Annotated in this window: 15 protein-coding genes; 14 read left to right on the top strand and 1 reads right to left on the bottom strand. The window is 71.2% G+C overall.

Annotated features, from left to right (window positions below; genetic code table 11):
- Positions 1-5 precede the first annotated feature (5 nt).
- The 8 genes from lepB to IF45_RS0119920 all read left to right on the top strand — a co-directional run bounded on the left by lepB (position 6) and on the right by IF45_RS0119920 (position 7,136).
- Positions 6-782: a signal peptidase I gene (lepB, locus tag IF45_RS0119955; protein ID WP_008409403.1), complete on the top strand. Its 777-nt coding sequence runs from the start codon at positions 6-8 to the stop codon at positions 780-782.
- Positions 772-1,290: an NUDIX hydrolase gene (locus tag IF45_RS0119950; RefSeq protein ID WP_018469787.1), complete on the top strand. Its 519-nt coding sequence runs from the start codon at positions 772-774 to the stop codon at positions 1,288-1,290. Before lepB ends, IF45_RS0119950 begins: the two co-directional genes overlap by 11 nt.
- Positions 1,291-1,352: 62 nt before the next feature.
- Positions 1,353-1,661, top strand: coding sequence for a DUF2469 domain-containing protein (locus IF45_RS0119945; RefSeq protein WP_003951129.1), 309 nt, complete (start codon positions 1,353-1,355; stop codon positions 1,659-1,661).
- Positions 1,662-2,074: 413 nt separating this feature from the next.
- Positions 2,075-2,437, top strand: coding sequence for a YraN family protein (locus IF45_RS0119940; protein WP_008409405.1), 363 nt, complete (start codon positions 2,075-2,077; stop codon positions 2,435-2,437).
- A complete protein-coding gene (locus tag IF45_RS0119935) occupies positions 2,437-4,050 on the top strand; it encodes a YifB family Mg chelatase-like AAA ATPase (RefSeq protein WP_030308722.1) in 1,614 nt (537 codons plus the stop codon). Before IF45_RS0119940 ends, IF45_RS0119935 begins: the two co-directional genes overlap by 1 nt.
- Positions 4,047-5,300, top strand: a complete 1,254-nt coding sequence (dprA, locus tag IF45_RS0119930) for a DNA-processing protein DprA (protein WP_030308716.1) — start codon at positions 4,047-4,049, stop codon at positions 5,298-5,300. The genes IF45_RS0119935 and dprA overlap by 4 nt, the downstream gene beginning before the upstream one ends.
- Before the next feature lie 220 nt (positions 5,301-5,520).
- Positions 5,521-6,360 carry an RNA polymerase sigma factor WhiG gene (gene whiG / locus IF45_RS0119925; protein WP_003951133.1) on the top strand — a complete coding sequence of 280 codons (840 nt, stop codon included), beginning with the start codon at positions 5,521-5,523 and terminating at the stop codon, positions 6,358-6,360.
- 218 nt (positions 6,361-6,578) lie between these two features.
- Positions 6,579-7,136, top strand: a complete 558-nt coding sequence (locus IF45_RS0119920; RefSeq protein WP_030308714.1) for a TetR/AcrR family transcriptional regulator — start codon at positions 6,579-6,581, stop codon at positions 7,134-7,136.
- Here the strand turns inward: IF45_RS0119920 and IF45_RS34425 are convergent.
- On the bottom strand, positions 7,090-8,340 hold the full coding sequence (locus tag IF45_RS34425) for a murein hydrolase activator EnvC family protein (RefSeq protein WP_370443956.1): 1,251 nt from the start codon (positions 8,338-8,340) through the stop codon (positions 7,090-7,092). The genes IF45_RS0119920 and IF45_RS34425 overlap by 47 nt on opposite strands.
- Positions 8,341-8,613: 273 nt before the next feature.
- Here IF45_RS34425 and rpsB point away from each other — a divergent pair, with 273 nt between their 5' ends.
- From rpsB to rlmN, 6 genes are all read left to right on the top strand, one after another.
- A complete protein-coding gene (gene rpsB, locus IF45_RS0119915; RefSeq protein WP_003951137.1) occupies positions 8,614-9,552 on the top strand; it encodes a 30S ribosomal protein S2 in 939 nt (312 codons plus the stop codon).
- A 92-nt stretch (positions 9,553-9,644) separates the two neighbouring features.
- The gene (gene tsf, locus IF45_RS0119910; RefSeq protein WP_030308712.1) at positions 9,645-10,481 is read left to right on the top strand and encodes a translation elongation factor Ts; all 837 of its coding nucleotides are present in this window, start codon (positions 9,645-9,647) and stop codon (positions 10,479-10,481) included.
- 171 nt (positions 10,482-10,652) lie between these two features.
- Complete coding sequence (gene pyrH, locus IF45_RS0119905) at positions 10,653-11,417, top strand: UMP kinase (RefSeq protein ID WP_003951139.1); 765 nt, start codon at positions 10,653-10,655, stop codon at positions 11,415-11,417.
- A gap of 156 nt (positions 11,418-11,573) precedes the next feature.
- Complete coding sequence (gene frr / locus IF45_RS0119900; protein WP_003951140.1) at positions 11,574-12,131, top strand: ribosome recycling factor; 558 nt, start codon at positions 11,574-11,576, stop codon at positions 12,129-12,131.
- Positions 12,131-13,237 carry a phosphatidate cytidylyltransferase gene (locus IF45_RS0119895; protein ID WP_078842898.1) on the top strand — a complete coding sequence of 369 codons (1,107 nt, stop codon included), beginning with the start codon at positions 12,131-12,133 and terminating at the stop codon, positions 13,235-13,237. Before frr ends, IF45_RS0119895 begins: the two co-directional genes overlap by 1 nt.
- A gap of 451 nt (positions 13,238-13,688) precedes the next feature.
- Positions 13,689-14,801 carry a dual-specificity RNA methyltransferase RlmN gene (gene rlmN, locus IF45_RS0119890; protein ID WP_003951142.1) on the top strand — a complete coding sequence of 371 codons (1,113 nt, stop codon included), beginning with the start codon at positions 13,689-13,691 and terminating at the stop codon, positions 14,799-14,801.
- Positions 14,802-15,000 lie beyond the last annotated feature (199 nt).

Here is a 15,000-nt window from a genome sequence, read left to right as displayed (position 1 = left end):
CTGGGATGAGCACGACACGAAGTGCGGAGGACCGTACCGACCGGACGGACGGTACGCGTGAGGGCCACGGCCGGCTCGGCAGAATCCTGTCGGGCGTGGCCGTGGCCCTCGGCTGTGTGCTCTTCCTCGGCGGCTTCGCCTGGGGAGCGCTGCTGTACCAGCCCTACGCCGTCCCCACCGGCTCCATGGCGCCCACGATCAACGCCGGTGACCGGGTGCTCGCCCAGCGCATCGACGGCGCGGAGGTACGCCGCGGCGACGTGGTCGTCTTCAACGAGGCGGAGTGGGGCGACCTGCCCATGGTCAAGCGCGTCGTGGCCGTCGGCGGCGACGAGGTCGCCTGCTGCACCTCGGGGCGGCTCACGGTGAACGGCAAGCCCGTCGACGAGTCCTACCTCCCGGCCGACACCCCCGCCTCGGTCGCCGGCATCCCCCGCACCACCGTCCCGGAAGGGCGCCTGTTCCTGCTGGGCGACGAGCGCGCGGGTTCGCTCGACTCCACCGCCCACCTCCAGGAGGTCGGCCGGGGCGCCGTGCCCCGGGACGCCGTCGTGGCGCGGGTCGACGCCGTCGCCTGGCCGATGGACGGAATGCTGGCCCGCCCCGACGGGTTCGCCGGGCTGCCCGGCGGGATCTCCGAGCCCGGCCCGCTCAAGGCCGTCGTCGCGGCGGTCGTCGGGGGCGCCGTACTGATCCTGGGCGGCGCGGCGTACGGGCCGGTGGCGGCGCGGTTCGGCCGCGCCGCGCGGCAGCGGCGTACGGAGCGCGTACGTGGCGCGTGACCTGGACGTTCACGGGGCGCCGGAGCCTGGCGCGGGGCCGCTGCGCCGCGTCGCCCGGGTCGTCCTGCTGGATCCCGCCGAACGGGTGCTGCTGCTCCACGGCCACGAGCCGGACGACCCCGGGACGGACTGGTGGTTCACGCCCGGCGGCGGCCTGGAGGGCGACGAGACCCACGAGGAGGCTGCCCGCCGGGAACTCGCCGAGGAGACCGGGATCAGCGACATCACCCTCGGTCCCGAGCTGTGGCGGCGCGTCTGCTCCTTCACCTTCGCCGGACGCCGCTGGGACCAGGACGAGCGGTACTACCTGGCGCGCACCCGGAGCAGTGTGACGGGGCCCACCGCGCTCACCGAGCTGGAGCGACGTACCGTCGCAGGTGCGCGGTGGTGGTCGAGCGAGGAGCTGACCAGGACGCATGAGACGGTGTATCCGACCAGACTCGCCGAACTGCTGTGCACGCTGCTGGACGAAGGAGCCCCGGCCAGGCCCATGACGCTCGACAGGTAACCGTCAGCGCCTCGCAGGGCTGGCGCACAATAGGGGCACGCACGGCTGAAGGGGAACATGCCATGAGCGCCGAGGACCTCGAGAAGTACGAGACCGAGATGGAGCTGAAGCTCTACCGGGAGTACCGCGATGTCGTCGGTCTGTTCAAGTTCGTGATCGAGACCGAGCGGCGCTTCTACCTGACCAACGACTACGACATGCAGGTCCACTCCGTGCAGGGCGAGGTCTTCTTCGAGGTCTCCATGGCGGACGCCTGGGTGTGGGACATGTACCGGCCGGCGCGGTTCGTGAAGCAGGTCCGGGTGCTGACCTTCAAGGACGTGAACATCGAGGAGCTCAACAAGAGCGACCTCGAACTGCCTGGGGGGTGAGCCCGGAGGGGCTCTCCGCGCGGGTTTCGCGGGGGGACGGGGCGCGCGCCGTGAGTGCGGCGTGCGGGGCCGTTACGGGGCGCGTGAGCTGGGGTTTTGCGGCCCGCTGCGGGCATGGGGCGCGGAGCGTGCGGGGCCCGTACGGCGCGTAGCGGGCCCCGTCGTAGCGCTACGTGGTGGCTCCGAGGCGGACCGCGCCGTGAGCGGCGTTCCTGGCGTCCGCCGCCCGCCCTCCGCTTCGGTGTCGCCCCGTTCCGGCGACCCCCGCCCCGCGCCGGCACCCCTTGCCGGCCCTTTGAGGAGCCCTGTCTCCCCGCAAGGGTGACGGAGTTATCCACAATTGCGGTGTTGTCCACCGCGTTCCCTCGGCATTCCGCTCCGCCCCGCACTGTCGGTGCCGGAGGTGATGCCGCATGAACGCACGAGGCGCTCTGGGCCGGTACGGGGAAGATGTGGCGGTCAGGACGTTGACCGCAGCCGGGATGCGGATTCTGGCGAGGAACTGGCGCGTGGGACGCGTCGGAGAGATCGATGTGGTGGCCCGGGACGGGGATGTCCTGGTCATGTGCGAGGTCAAGACCCGGCGGCCCGGTCCGTTCGGGCATCCGTCGGCCGCGATCACGGCCGAGAAGGCGAAACGCCTGCGCCGGCTCGCGGAGCTGTGGCTCGCGAAGTACGGGGGGCCACCGCCCGGAGGCGTACGGATCGACCTCGTGGGCGTGGTGCTGCCGCCGCGCGGGGCCGCCCGTGTCGAGCACGTGCGGGGGCTGAGCTGATGGCCTTCGCACGGACCTACGCGGTCACCCTGGTGGGCGTCGAAGGGATCATCGTCGAGGTCCAGGCGGACCTGGAGCCCGGCGTCGCCTCGTTCGCCCTGGTAGGACTGCCGGACAAGACCCTGGTGGAGAGCCGGGACCGGGTACGTGCCGCGGTGGCCAACGCCGGCATCGAGTGGCCGCAGCGCAAACTGACCATCGGCCTCAGTCCGGCCTCGGTCCCCAAGAGCGGCAGCGGATTCGACCTCGCCGTCGCCACCGCCGTCCTGGGCGCGGCGGAACTCATCGACCCCCGCAGCCTCACCGACCTGGTGATGATCGGCGAACTGGGCCTCGACGGCCGCGTGCGGCCCGTACGCGGGGTGCTGCCGGCCGTACTGGCGGCCGCCGAGGCGGGATACGAGCAGGTCGTCGTCCCGGAGTGCTCCGCCGCCGAGGCCGCCCTGGTGCCTGGCATCTCGGTGCTCGGTGTCCGCACCCTGCGCCAGCTCGTGGCGGTGCTCACCGACACTCCCGTTCCCGAGGAGGAACCCGACGCTCCGGGTCGTCCCGATCCGCTCCTGTCCGGTTTCAGTTTCCCCGGCGCGGGCATCGGCGCGCCGAGTCAGACGGCGGACGGGCGGCGCCTGGACTTCGGCGACGTGGCCGGTCAACATCTCGCACGGGGTGCCCTGGAGGTGGCTGCGGCGGGCGGTCACCACATCTATCTGAAGGGTCCGCCCGGGGCGGGCAAGACGATGCTCGCCGAGCGGCTCCCCGGCATCATGCCCGCCCTGGACCGCACCGCAGCCCTGGAGGTCACCGCGGTCCACTCGGTGGCCGGAGTCCTGCAGGCGGGCGGGCCCCTGCTCAGCAGACCGCCTTACTGCGCCCCGCACCACTCGGCGACCATGCAGTCCCTCGTCGGAGGGGGCAACGGGCTGCCCCGCCCGGGAGCCGTCTCTCTCGCCCACAGGGGTGTGCTTTTTCTTGACGAGGCGCCGGAGTTCGGGGCCAAGGCCCTCGACGCGCTGCGGCAGCCCCTCGAATCGGGGCACGTCGTGGTCGCCCGCGCGGCCGGGGTCGTCCGGCTGCCCGCGCAGTTCCTCATGGTCCTGGCGGCCAACCCCTGTCCGTGCGGCCGCCACGGCACTCAGGGCGACCCGTGCGACTGCATGCCCTCGGTCGTGCGGCGCTACCAGGCCAGGCTCTCCGGCCCGCTCCTGGACCGGGTCGACCTCAGGGTCGACGTCGATCGCGTCTCCCGGGCCGAACTGGTCGGTGCGGGGGAGCGGGGTGAGTCCACGGAGACCGTCGCCGCCCGGGTGCTGGAGGCCCGGCAGCGCGCGGAACAGCGCCTGGCCGGGACGCCGTGGCGAACCAACGGCGAGGTGTCGGGCCATGCGCTGCGCACCCGGTGGCACGCGGCGGCAGGCGCCATGCAGGCCGCCGAACGCGAACTGGAACGGGGCATGCTCAGCGCCCGCGGCCTCGACCGCGTACTGCGCGTGGCCTGGACCGTCGCCGACCTGAGGGGCCACGACCAGCCCGACGCGGGTGACGTGGAGGCGGCCCTGCAACTGCGCACCGGCATCCCCCGGGGCGTGCCCAGCATCGCGGCAGGTGCGCGGTGACCCTGCCGCACGAAGGCCGCCTTCCGCCCGCCCAGGAGCAGTTGCCCGGCACCGGGAGGCACACCGGGGACGCCGCGGCCGAACGCCTGGCCAGAGCCGGCCTGACCCGCGTTCTGGAACCGGGGGACTCCCGCGGAGGCCAGTGGCTGCGCAGACTGGGGCCGGTGGCGCTGCTCGACCGGCTGCGGGGCGAGGGGCCGCCGCTGCCCGGTGCCACCGCGGGGCGGATGGCGGGGCTGCGACTGCGGGCCCGCGACGCGCGCCCCGAACTCGACCTCGCGGCAGCCCGGGAGGCCGGGGCCCGCTTCGTCTGCCCCGGCGACGCCGAGTGGCCCGCCCAGCTGGACGACCTCGGCGACGCCCGGCCCCTCGGTCTTTGGGTACGGGGGACCCCCTCGCTCCGCTTCTGGGCTCTGCGCTCCGTGGCGCTGGTCGGGGCCAGGGCGTGCACGGACTACGGGGCGCACGCCGCGGGCCTGCTCGGGGCGGGGCTCGCGGAGCGCGGCTGGGTGGTGGTCTCCGGCGGCGCGTACGGCATCGACGGCGCGGCCCACCGCGCCACCCTCGGGGCGGGCGGCGCCACGGTCGCGGTCCTCGCCTGCGGCGTGGACAGCCCCTACCCGCGAGGCCACGCCCAGCTCATCGCCAGGATCGCCGAACAAGGTCTGGTGGTGAGCGAGTTGCCGCCGGGCGACCATCCGACGCCCAGCAGGTTCGTGCTGCGTAACCGCGTCATCGCCGCGCTGACGCGGGGAACGGTGGTCGTGGAGGCGGCTTACCGGAGCGGTGCGTTGTCGACGGCGCGCGCCGCTGCGCGACTGGGGCGCGCCGTCATGGGAGTTCCCGGTCCGGTGACCAGTGGCCTCTCTGCCGGCGTCCACGAACTGCTGCGCGGAGAAGGCCACCTGGTCGCGGACGCCGGCGACATCGTCGAACTCGTCGGCGGAATGGGGGAACTGGCCCCCGCGAAGACTGGCCCGGTGCTTCCCAGGGACCTCCTGCCCGACCGGCTGGGCAGGACCCTCGAAGCCGTACCGGCCGGTCCCGGTGGCTCTCTGGAGCGGATCGCCCGCGGCGCTGCCACCAGCACTGACGAGACGGCCGCCAACCTCCACGAGCTGCTCGCCCTCGGCTTCGTCGAACGCGGAGGGGAAAACTGGAAGTTGACACGCCAGGCGCTTTCGGGCGGATTTCCGACCTGTGACGATCCGGTAGCTAAAGTGCCCAGCTGTCCGGATCATGCCCCATGACCTTGGCTGTTGCGAGGTTTACCGCCCCGGTGTGCTGGTCGCACCGGGGCCGGGTGGGGCGTGCGAGGCGCCCGCTGGGGCGCAAATGTCCCGCTCCGACCCCGTACCCTTCGCTCAACGCGACCCCTTCGTCACGTTACGCTCGCAAGGATTTCGACTCAGACACGCCATCGGACCATCAATCTCCCCCAGTTCACGGCAGAACGGCTCAAGGCGACGAATGCCCCAGCACACCTCCGGGTCTGACCGGGCGGCAGGACCTCCCGCCGCCCGCGGCAGCGTGCGGCCCAAGGCTCCCACCACGCTTGAGGAGCTGTGGAGCTCCTACAAGGCCACGGGCGACGCGCGGCTGCGCGAGCAACTGATCCTGCACTACTCCCCGCTGGTCAAGTACGTCGCGGGCCGGGTCAGCGTCGGCCTGCCGCCCAACGTGGAGCAGGCCGACTTCGTCTCGTCCGGGATCTTCGGACTCATCGACGCCATCGAGAAGTTCGACCCGGAACGGTCCATCAAGTTCGAGACGTACGCCATCACGCGGATCCGGGGCGCGATGATCGACGAACTGCGCGCGCTGGACTGGATTCCCCGTTCCGTCCGGCAGAAGGCGCGCAACGTCGAGCGTGCGTACGCCTCGCTCGAGGCCGAACTGCACCGCACGCCCACCGAGGCGGAGGTGGCCGCGGAGATGGGGATCGCTGTGGAGGATCTGCACGCGGTTTTCAGCCAGCTGTCCCTGGCGAACGTGGTGGCCCTAGAGGAACTCCTCCACGGTGGCGGAGAGGGCGGGGGAGACCGCCTCAGCATCATGGACACCCTCGAGGACACCTCCGCCGACAACCCCGTCGAGCTCGCCGAGGACCGGGAGCTGCGCCGGCTGCTCGCCCGGGCGATCAACCTCCTCCCCGAGCGCGAGAAGACCGTGGTCACGCTCTACTACTACGAGGGTCTGACCCTCGCCGAGATCGGCCACGTCCTGGGCGTGACCGAAAGCAGAGTGAGCCAGATCCATACGAAATCGGTTCTGCAGCTCCGCGCGAAACTGTCCAGTTTCGGCCGCTGACCCTTGCGTCCCGGGCGCGGGGCCCACTGCCTCCTCCGGCGCGTGACCGGGGGCGTCGTGCGTGCCGCCCCGCGTGCCACGAAAGCCCCCGGCGCCCCGGAGCGACCCAGATGCGGCATCACGCCGACGGCACGACGCGGACGAAGAGGGTGTACCGGCTGCCGTCGTGGACGCGTCATCCGTACAGTGGGAACGTGCCAAGGATTCGAGCGGCCTCCGTGGCCGAGCACCGGTCGATGCAACGCGGCGCCCTTCTGGACGCCGCGAGGTCCCTGCTGTCGGAAGGCGGCACGGAGGCCCTCACCTTTCCCGCGCTCGCCGAACGTACGGGGCTGGCGCGGTCCTCCGTGTACGAGTACTTCCGCTCGCGCGGGGCCGTCGTGGAGGAACTCTGCGAGGTCGACATCCCCGTATGGGCCGCCGAGGTGCAGGCGGCCATGGAGCGAGAAACCACGCCTGAGGCGAAGGTCGAGGCATACGTCCGCACGCAGCTCGCCCTCGTGGGGGACCGCCGGCACCGTGCCGTCGTGGCGATCTCGGCGAGTGAGCTGGACGCGAGTGCGCGCGAGAAGATCCGCGCGGCCCACGGAGGGCTCGTGACCGTCGTGGTGGACGCCCTGGACGGGATGGGCCACGAGCGTCCGCGGCTCGCCGCCATGCTGCTCCAGGGCGTCGTCGACGCGGCGGTGCGGCGTATCGAGCTGGGGGCGGCGGAGGACCCGCAGGCGATCATCGACGCGACCGTGGCGATGGCCCTCGGCGGCGTCCGCGGCTGACCTTTCCGTGGGGTGCCTGCCCTCGACGGCTATCTGGACGGTTGGCGACCGGGCGTTGACGACTACGGCCGGCGGGCCTGCTTCGCGCTGCGGAGCGCCGTGCGGCGGTGTGCCCGCCTGTTCGGTGATCCCGGCTCCGCCTTCTCGCGGGGGCGTGCGTGTGGTGCACCACCGGCGTGAACGCCTTCGGGCCGGACGCCGCGACCTCGGGACGGTCCGCCGAAGGCTCCGGGACGCCGCTCACGGGCAGCAGGCGTGAAGGTCCGTGCCGCAGCATCCAATCGGGGAGCAGGGTGAGCGGGTCCAGGTACTCCTTGCCGCGCAGCAGGCCCCAGTGGAGGCACGAGTGCGGGCAGTGGGTGCCGGCCTCCAGCACGGCCACCGGCTGGCCCGCCACCACTTCGTCGCCGACAGCGACCAAGGCCCGTACCGGCTCGTAGGTGATGCGCAGCGGGGTCGTGCCGCTGTTGGACAGCTCGATGGCGAGGACTCCGCGGCCTGCCACCGGGCCTGCGAAGGAGACCCGTCCGGTGGCGGCCGCCCGGACCGTCGTGCCCACCGGGGCCTTCAGGTCCACTCCCCGGTGCCCCGGGCCGAAGTCGGTCGCCGGGGGCTCCCAGCCTCGTGCGACGTGCGGCCGGGTGCCCACCGGCCAGGACCGTGCGCCCGGGACCGCGCCGGGGGCGGACGCATCGGGCTGCCGCAGGTGCGGCTCAGAGGCAGGACGTGGCCGGGAACGCGGGCGCGCGGTCTCGGCCCGTCCGGACGAACGGGTGCGTGCTGGCGTCGCGGCCTGGCGGCGGACCTGGGCGGTGGTCCCGGTGGGGCGTGGCTTCGCGGAGCCGGCCGTTCCGTCGCCTGTGGGAGTGGGAGGAGGGGGTGCCGGGGCAGGCGGGTCCGCCGCCCTCACCGCCGATGCCAGGGCGAGGGCGGCGACGGTGCAGAGCAGGACCGTCCCGGCGCGGGCGAGTGGGCGTCGAGGAAGCACTGATGGCCGGGTGGGATGTGCGGGCGTGGTTGCCCAGTAAAGCTGGGCGCCGAGAACGCCGGTACGGGCGGTCGGAGCGGTCTTTGCTGCCCTTGGGGGCACAGGGGTGAACCTGCCTCGCACCGGACCGGTGGAACTCCGGCGGGCGCGAGGGCTGAAGGCGGTACGGGCGATGCGGCGGACGAAGCCGGCAAGTGCGTAACTCTGCGTGTTCATGAGTACACAGTGGCCCCTCACGGCTGATTTCGGGGATCATGATCCGAATCTGTGGACTACCGGCTGGTTGTGGACAGCGGCGTCACCCGGTGGGTCGGCGGTCCCGTACACTTCTGATGGCGATCCGGGTCACCGGGTCGACTTCGCACGCCCCGACGTCAACCCCTCTGGTCGACGTCCGCGCTCCTCGGTCCTTCGGGCACAGCGCGCGGGGCGTCAGGCGTGACCGCCGTCCGGTGGTCACGGCAACCGAGTACTCAAGGAGATACGGCCATGGCCGTCGTCACGATGCGGGAGCTGCTGGAAAGCGGCGTCCACTTCGGTCACCAGACCCGCCGCTGGAACCCGAAGATGAAGCGCTTCATCTTCACGGAGCGCAACGGCATCTACATCATCGACCTGCTCCAGTCGCTGTCGTACATCGACCGCGCCTACGAGTTCGTCAAGGAGACCGTCGCCCACGGCGGCACGGTGATGTTCGTCGGTACGAAGAAGCAGGCGCAGGAGGCCATCGCGGAGCAGGCCACCCGCGTCGGCATGCCCTACGTCAACCAGCGCTGGCTGGGCGGCATGCTCACCAACTTCTCCACCGTCTACAAGCGCCTCCAGCGCCTCAAGGAGCTGGAGCAGATCGACTTCGAGGACGTGGCCGCCTCCGGCCTCACCAAGAAGGAGCTCCTGGTCCTCTCGCGCGAGAAGGCCAAGCTGGAGAAGACCCTCGGTGGTATCCGCGAGATGCAGAAGGTGCCCAGCGCCGTCTGGATCGTGGACACCAAGAAGGAGCACATCGCCGTCGGTGAGGCGCGCAAGCTCCACATCCCGGTCGTCGCCATCCTCGACACCAACTGCGACCCCGACGAGGTCGACTACAAGATCCCGGGCAACGACGACGCGATCCGCTCCGTCACCCTGCTCACCCGCGTGATCGCCGACGCCGTCGCCGAGGGCCTCATCGCCCGTTCCGGCGTCGCCACCGGCGACTCGAAGCCGGGCGACAAGGCCGCCGGTGAGCCGCTGGCCGAGTGGGAGCGCGACCTGCTCGAGGGCGACAAGACCCCCGCCGAGGCCGCTGAGGCCGAGACCCCCGCCGCCAAGGACGAGGTGCAGACCTCCGCCGAGACGGAGAAGGTCGCCGACGCCGAGCAGGCTGTCGCCCCGGCCGTCGTCGAGGAGGCCACGGGCGCCGCGGCCGTCGAGCCCGAGCAGGCCTGACCGATCCTCATCGGTTGCTGACGGCGGGGGCTGGACCAGCCCCCGCCGTCCACCCGTAGATCTTCCAGACTTCGAGAGAGATTCACATCACCATGGCGAACTACACCGCCGCCGACGTCAAGAAGCTCCGCGAGCTCACCGGCGCCGGCATGATGGACTGCAAGAAGGCGCTCGACGAGGCCGAGGGCAGCGTCGACAAGGCCGTCGAGCTCCTCCGCGTCAAGGGCCAGAAGGGCGTCGCCAAGCGCGAGGGCCGCTCCGCCGAGAACGGCGCTGTCGTCTCCCTCATCGCCGACGACCACACCTCCGGTGTCCTCGTCGAGCTGAAGTGCGAGACGGACTTCGTCGCCAAGGGCGAGAAGTTCCAGCACGTCGCCAAAACCCTGGCGCAGCACATCGCCGCGACCTCCCCGGCCGACCTGGAGGCGCTGCTCGCCTCCGAGATCGAGTCCGGCAAGACGGTCCAGGCGTACGTGGACGAGGCCAACGCCAACCTCGGCGAGAAGATCGTCCTGGACCGCTTCGCGCAGTTCACGGGCGGCTACGTCGCGGCGTACATGCACCGCACCATGCCCGACCTCCCGCCGCAGATCGGTGTCCTCGTCGAGCTCGACAAGGAGAACGCCGAGGTCGCCAAGGACGTCGCGCAGCACATCGCCGCCTTCTCGCCGAAGTACCTCTCGCGTGACGAGGTGCCGGCCGAGGTCGTCGAGAACGAGCGCCGCGTCGCCGAGGAGACCTCGCGCAACGAGGGCAAGCCGGAGGCCGCGCTCCCGAAGATCGTCGAGGGCCGGGTGAACGGCTTCTTCAAGGAGGTCACCCTCCTGGACCAGCCCTTCGCCAAGGACAACAAGAAGTCCGTCCAGAAGATCCTGGACGAGGCCGGTGTCAGCCTGAAGCGCTTCGCGCGCATCAAGGTCGGCATCTGAGTCCGGACCGCGATCGACGAACGGCCCTGACGGGGCCGGTGGCGGACGCCAGGGTGCGCCGCGTCGGACGCACCGGACGACCGCAGATCTGACGAGGAGGCCATTGCCGCGATCGGGATACCGCATCCAACGGCAATGGCCTCCTTCGTATGTGCACGAGGAGAAGACCCCATGGGCAATGTTGACAGTGCTGCCAGGAGCGAGGACGGCAAAGGAGCCGGCCGCTTCCTGCTGAAGCTTTCCGGCGAGGCTTTCGCCGGCGGCGGGGGGCTCGGCGTCGACCCCGACGTGGTGCACGCGATCGCCCGTGAGATCGCCGCCGTGGTCCGTGACGGCGCGCAGATCGCCGTGGTGATCGGTGGCGGCAACTTCTTCCGCGGCGCCGAACTCCAGCAGCGCGGCATGGACCGTGCGCGCTCCGACTACATGGGCATGCTCGGCACCGTCATGAACTGCCTCGCGCTCCAGGACTTCCTGGAGAAGGAAGGTATCGACTCGCGCGTGCAGACGGCCATCACCATGGGGCAGGTGGCCGAGCCGTACATCCCGCTCCGTGCGGTGCGGCACCTGGAGAAGGGCCGCGTCGTCATCTTCGGCGCGGGCATGGGCATGCCGTACTTCTCCACCGACACCACCGCCGCCCAGCGCGCGCTCGAGATCGACGCCGAAGCGCTGCTGATGGGCAAGAACGGTGTCGACGGGGTCTACGATTCCGACCCGAAGGCCAACCCGGACGCGGTCAAGTTCGACGCCCTGGGCTACGGCGAGGTCATCACCCGGGACCTCAAGGTCGCCGACATGACCGCGATCACGCTGTGCCGGGACAACAAGCTGCCCATCCTGGTCTTCGAACTTCTCGCGACCGGCAATATCGCCCGGGCCGTCAAGGGTGAGAAGATCGGCACGCTCGTGGGCGAGCCGCGCGCCCGGGACTGACCCGTCAGCGTCCCCGGCAGCGGGGATGGACAAAGCCCTGCCGGTCGGACACCGTGCAGGGAAGACACACGACGCAGCCGGTCCTGTTTCGTCCCCCGGACAGTCATCACCGTGCGGGGGGTCCTCAGGCCAACTCAAGACACGCAGGAGCAAGTGGTGATCGAAGAGACCCTCCTCGAGGCCGAGGAGAAGATGGAAAAGGCCGTCGTGGTCGCCAAGGAGGACTTCGCCGCGATCCGCACCGGCCGTGCGCACCCGGCGATGTTCAACAAGATCGTGGCGGACTACTACGGTGCCCTCACGCCGATCAATCAGCTGGCCTCGTTCTCCGTGCCGGAGCCGCGCATGGCCGTTGTCACGCCGTTCGACTCGAGCGCGCTGCGCAACATCGAGCAGGCCATCCGCGACTCGGACCTCGGCGTCAACCCGAGCAACGACGGCCGCATCATCCGCGTGTCGTTCCCGGAGCTGACCGAGGAGCGGCGCCGCGAGTTCATCAAGGTCGCCAAGGGCAAGGCCGAGGACTCGAAGATCTCGATCCGCGCCGTGCGCCGCAAGGCCAAGGAGACCATCGACAAGCTCGTCAAGGACGGCGAGGTCGGTGAGGACGAGGGCCGCCGCGGCGAGAAGGAACTCGACGACACCACCGCCAAGTACGTGGCTCAGGTGGACGAGCTGCTCAAGCACAAGGAAGCCGAGCTGCTCGAAGTCTGATGAACGACTCCTCCTGGGGCGCACCGTCGCATGCCGGGTACGCGGGTCCGTGGCCTACCTCAGGCCAGGGACCCGTCCAGGGAGCCGCTACGGCGGGTCCCGCGTACGATGCCCATGAAGCCCAGCAGACTCGGCCCATGCCCATCGTGCCCGAAATGCCGGACCGTCCTGCCGACGGCGGGGACTGGGCCGGTCCGTCGGACGGCGCCCGGCCGGGCGCACCGTTGTTCCGTGACGAAACGCCGCAGGAGCCCATGCCCGCCGCCACGCCGCCCCCCGCACCGCAGAAGAAGACCGCGGGGCGGGACCTCGGTGCCGCAATAGGAGTCGGCGTCGGCCTCGGGGCGCTGGTCCTGGTGTCGCTGTTCGTCGTGAAGGAAGTCTTCGTCGGCGTCATAGCGGTGGCGGTCGTCGTCGGTCTGTGGGAGCTGACCACGCGGCTGTCCGAACGCAAGGACATCCACGCCCCGCTCGTCCCCCTGGCGGCGGGCGGTGCGGGCATGGTCGTCGCCGGCTACGTCTGGGGCCCCGAAGGCGCCTGGGTCGCCATGGCGCTCACCGCACTCGCGGTGCTCGTGTGGCGGATGACGGCGCCCCCGGAGGGATACCTCAAGGACGTGACGGCGGGCGTCTTCGCGACGTTCTACGTCCCGTTCCTCGCCACGTTCGTCGCACTCATGCTGACGGCGGACGACGGCGCCGAGCGGGTCATCACCTTCCTCATCCTGACGGTGGTCGCCGACACCGGTGCCTACGCCGTCGGCTGGCGCTTCGGCAAGCACAAGCTCGCCCCGCGCATCAGCCCCGGTAAGACGCGGGAAGGGCTGTTCGGGGCGGTGGGGGCGGCCATGGTCGCCGGCGCCCTGTGCATGCAGTTCCTGATCGACGGAGGAGCCTGGTGGCAGGGGCTGCTCCTGGGCCTGGCGGTCGCGGGCAGCGCGACCCTGGGTGACCTCGGCGAATCGATGATCAAGCGGGACCTGGGCATCAAGGACATGGGGACGCTGCTCCCGGGGCACGGCGGCATCATGGACCGGCTGGACTCGCTTCTGCCGACCGCGCCGGTGGTCTGGGCGCTGCTGGTGCTCTTCGTGGGGTCCGGCTGACCGGGCGGTTACGTGGCTTGGAGCGGGGCGGTGCCTGGTGGCGCCGCCCCGCTTCGGTGTTCCGGGGGTGTTGCGGTGCTGGGGAGGAGGGCTTGGCGGGCGGGGGTACCGGAGTTGCGTAGGCGGTGGCCGTCGGGTGGGGGAGAGCGGCTTGCCGCTTCGTATCGGTGCCACTGGGCGCGGGTGCCGGGTTCGGTCGGCGGCGTACGGGGGGGGCGTCGGGTGCCCCGTACCCGCCCCGTCGCGTCGGGTTTCCGCAGGTCGCGCGCACCGTACGGGGCGCGCACCGAGGGCTTGACGGTGGCGGGGCCGGTACGTCCGGTACTCCGTTACCCTGGAAGAGCCCGCGCCGTCCAGCAGCGGGCCTTTTCCTGCCCCGCACCGTCGGACGATGCCGCGCCGCGTCTCCGCGGGTGCCCCGGCCTTCGCCGTCCTGAGGAGTCTTCCGCCCATGGCACCGCCCGCACCCGGAGTGCTTACCTTTGTCGCGCCCCGCGGGGCCAAGAAGCCGCCGCGGCACCTCGCCGACCTCACGCCCGCCGAGCGCAAGGAAGCCGTGGCCGCGATCGGCGAGAAGCCGTTCCGCGCCAAGCAGCTGTCGCAGCATTACTTCGCCCGTTACGCGCACGACCCTGCGGAGTGGACCGACATTCCCGCAGGTTCCCGCGAGAAGCTGCGCAGTGAGCTCCTGCCGGACCTCATGTCCGTCGTCCGCCACATCTCCTGCGACGACGACACCACCCGCAAGACCCTGTGGCGGCTGCACGACGGCACGCTGGTCGAGTCTGTGCTCATGCGCTACCCGGACCGGGTCACCATGTGCATCTCCTCGCAGGCCGGCTGCGGCATGAACTGCCCGTTCTGCGCGACGGGGCAGGCCGGACTGGACCGTAACCTCTCCACCGCCGAGATCGTGCACCAGATCGTCGACGGGATGCGGGCGCTGCGGGACGGTGAGGTCCCCGGCGGCCCCGCCCGCCTGTCCAACATCGTCTTCATGGGCATGGGCGAGCCGCTCGCCAACTACAACCGCGTCACCGGCGCGATCAGGCGCCTCACCGACCCGGAGCCCGACGGCCTCGGGCTGTCCCAGCGCGGCATCACCGTCTCCACCGTCGGCCTGGTCCCGGCCATCCACCGGTTCGCCGACGAAGGCTTCAAGTGCCGCCTGGCGGTCTCCCTGCACGCCCCCGACGACGAGCTGCGCGACACGCTCGTCCCCGTCAACACCCGCTGGAAGGTCCGCGAGGTCCTCGACTCCGCGTGGGAGTACGCGGAGAAGTCGGGGCGCCGGGTCTCCATCGAGTACGCCCTGATCCGCGACATCAACGACCAGGCGTGGCGCGGTGACCTGCTCGGGCGGCTGCTGAAGAACAAGCGCGTGCACGTCAACCTGATCCCGCTCAACCCGACCCCGGGTTCCAAGTGGACCGCCTCGCGGCCCGAGGACGAGAAGGCGTTCGTGGAGGCCATCGCCTCGCACGGCGTGCCGGTCACGGTGCGGGACACCCGCGGCCAGGAGATCGACGGGGCCTGCGGGCAGCTCGCCGCCACGGAGCGCTGAGCGTGCCCCGCCCCGTACGGGGCGGGGAGCCGTTCGAGTGCGGGGCGTGTGCGCGAGTATCCTGGCCCCGCACACATACATATTCCGACAGGGGAGCGCCACAGCGCTGAGAGTGCGGCACCACGTGATCCCACGTAAAGGCCGCAGACCCTCTGAACCTCGCCCGGGTCATTCCGGGTAGGAAGTTCGGACCACTCAA

This window comes from Streptomyces albidoflavus, from assembly GCF_000719955.1.
Taxonomy (GTDB): Bacteria; Actinomycetota; Actinomycetes; order Streptomycetales; family Streptomycetaceae; genus Streptomyces; species Streptomyces albidoflavus.
This window is presented reverse-complemented; position numbering and strand designations above follow the sequence as displayed.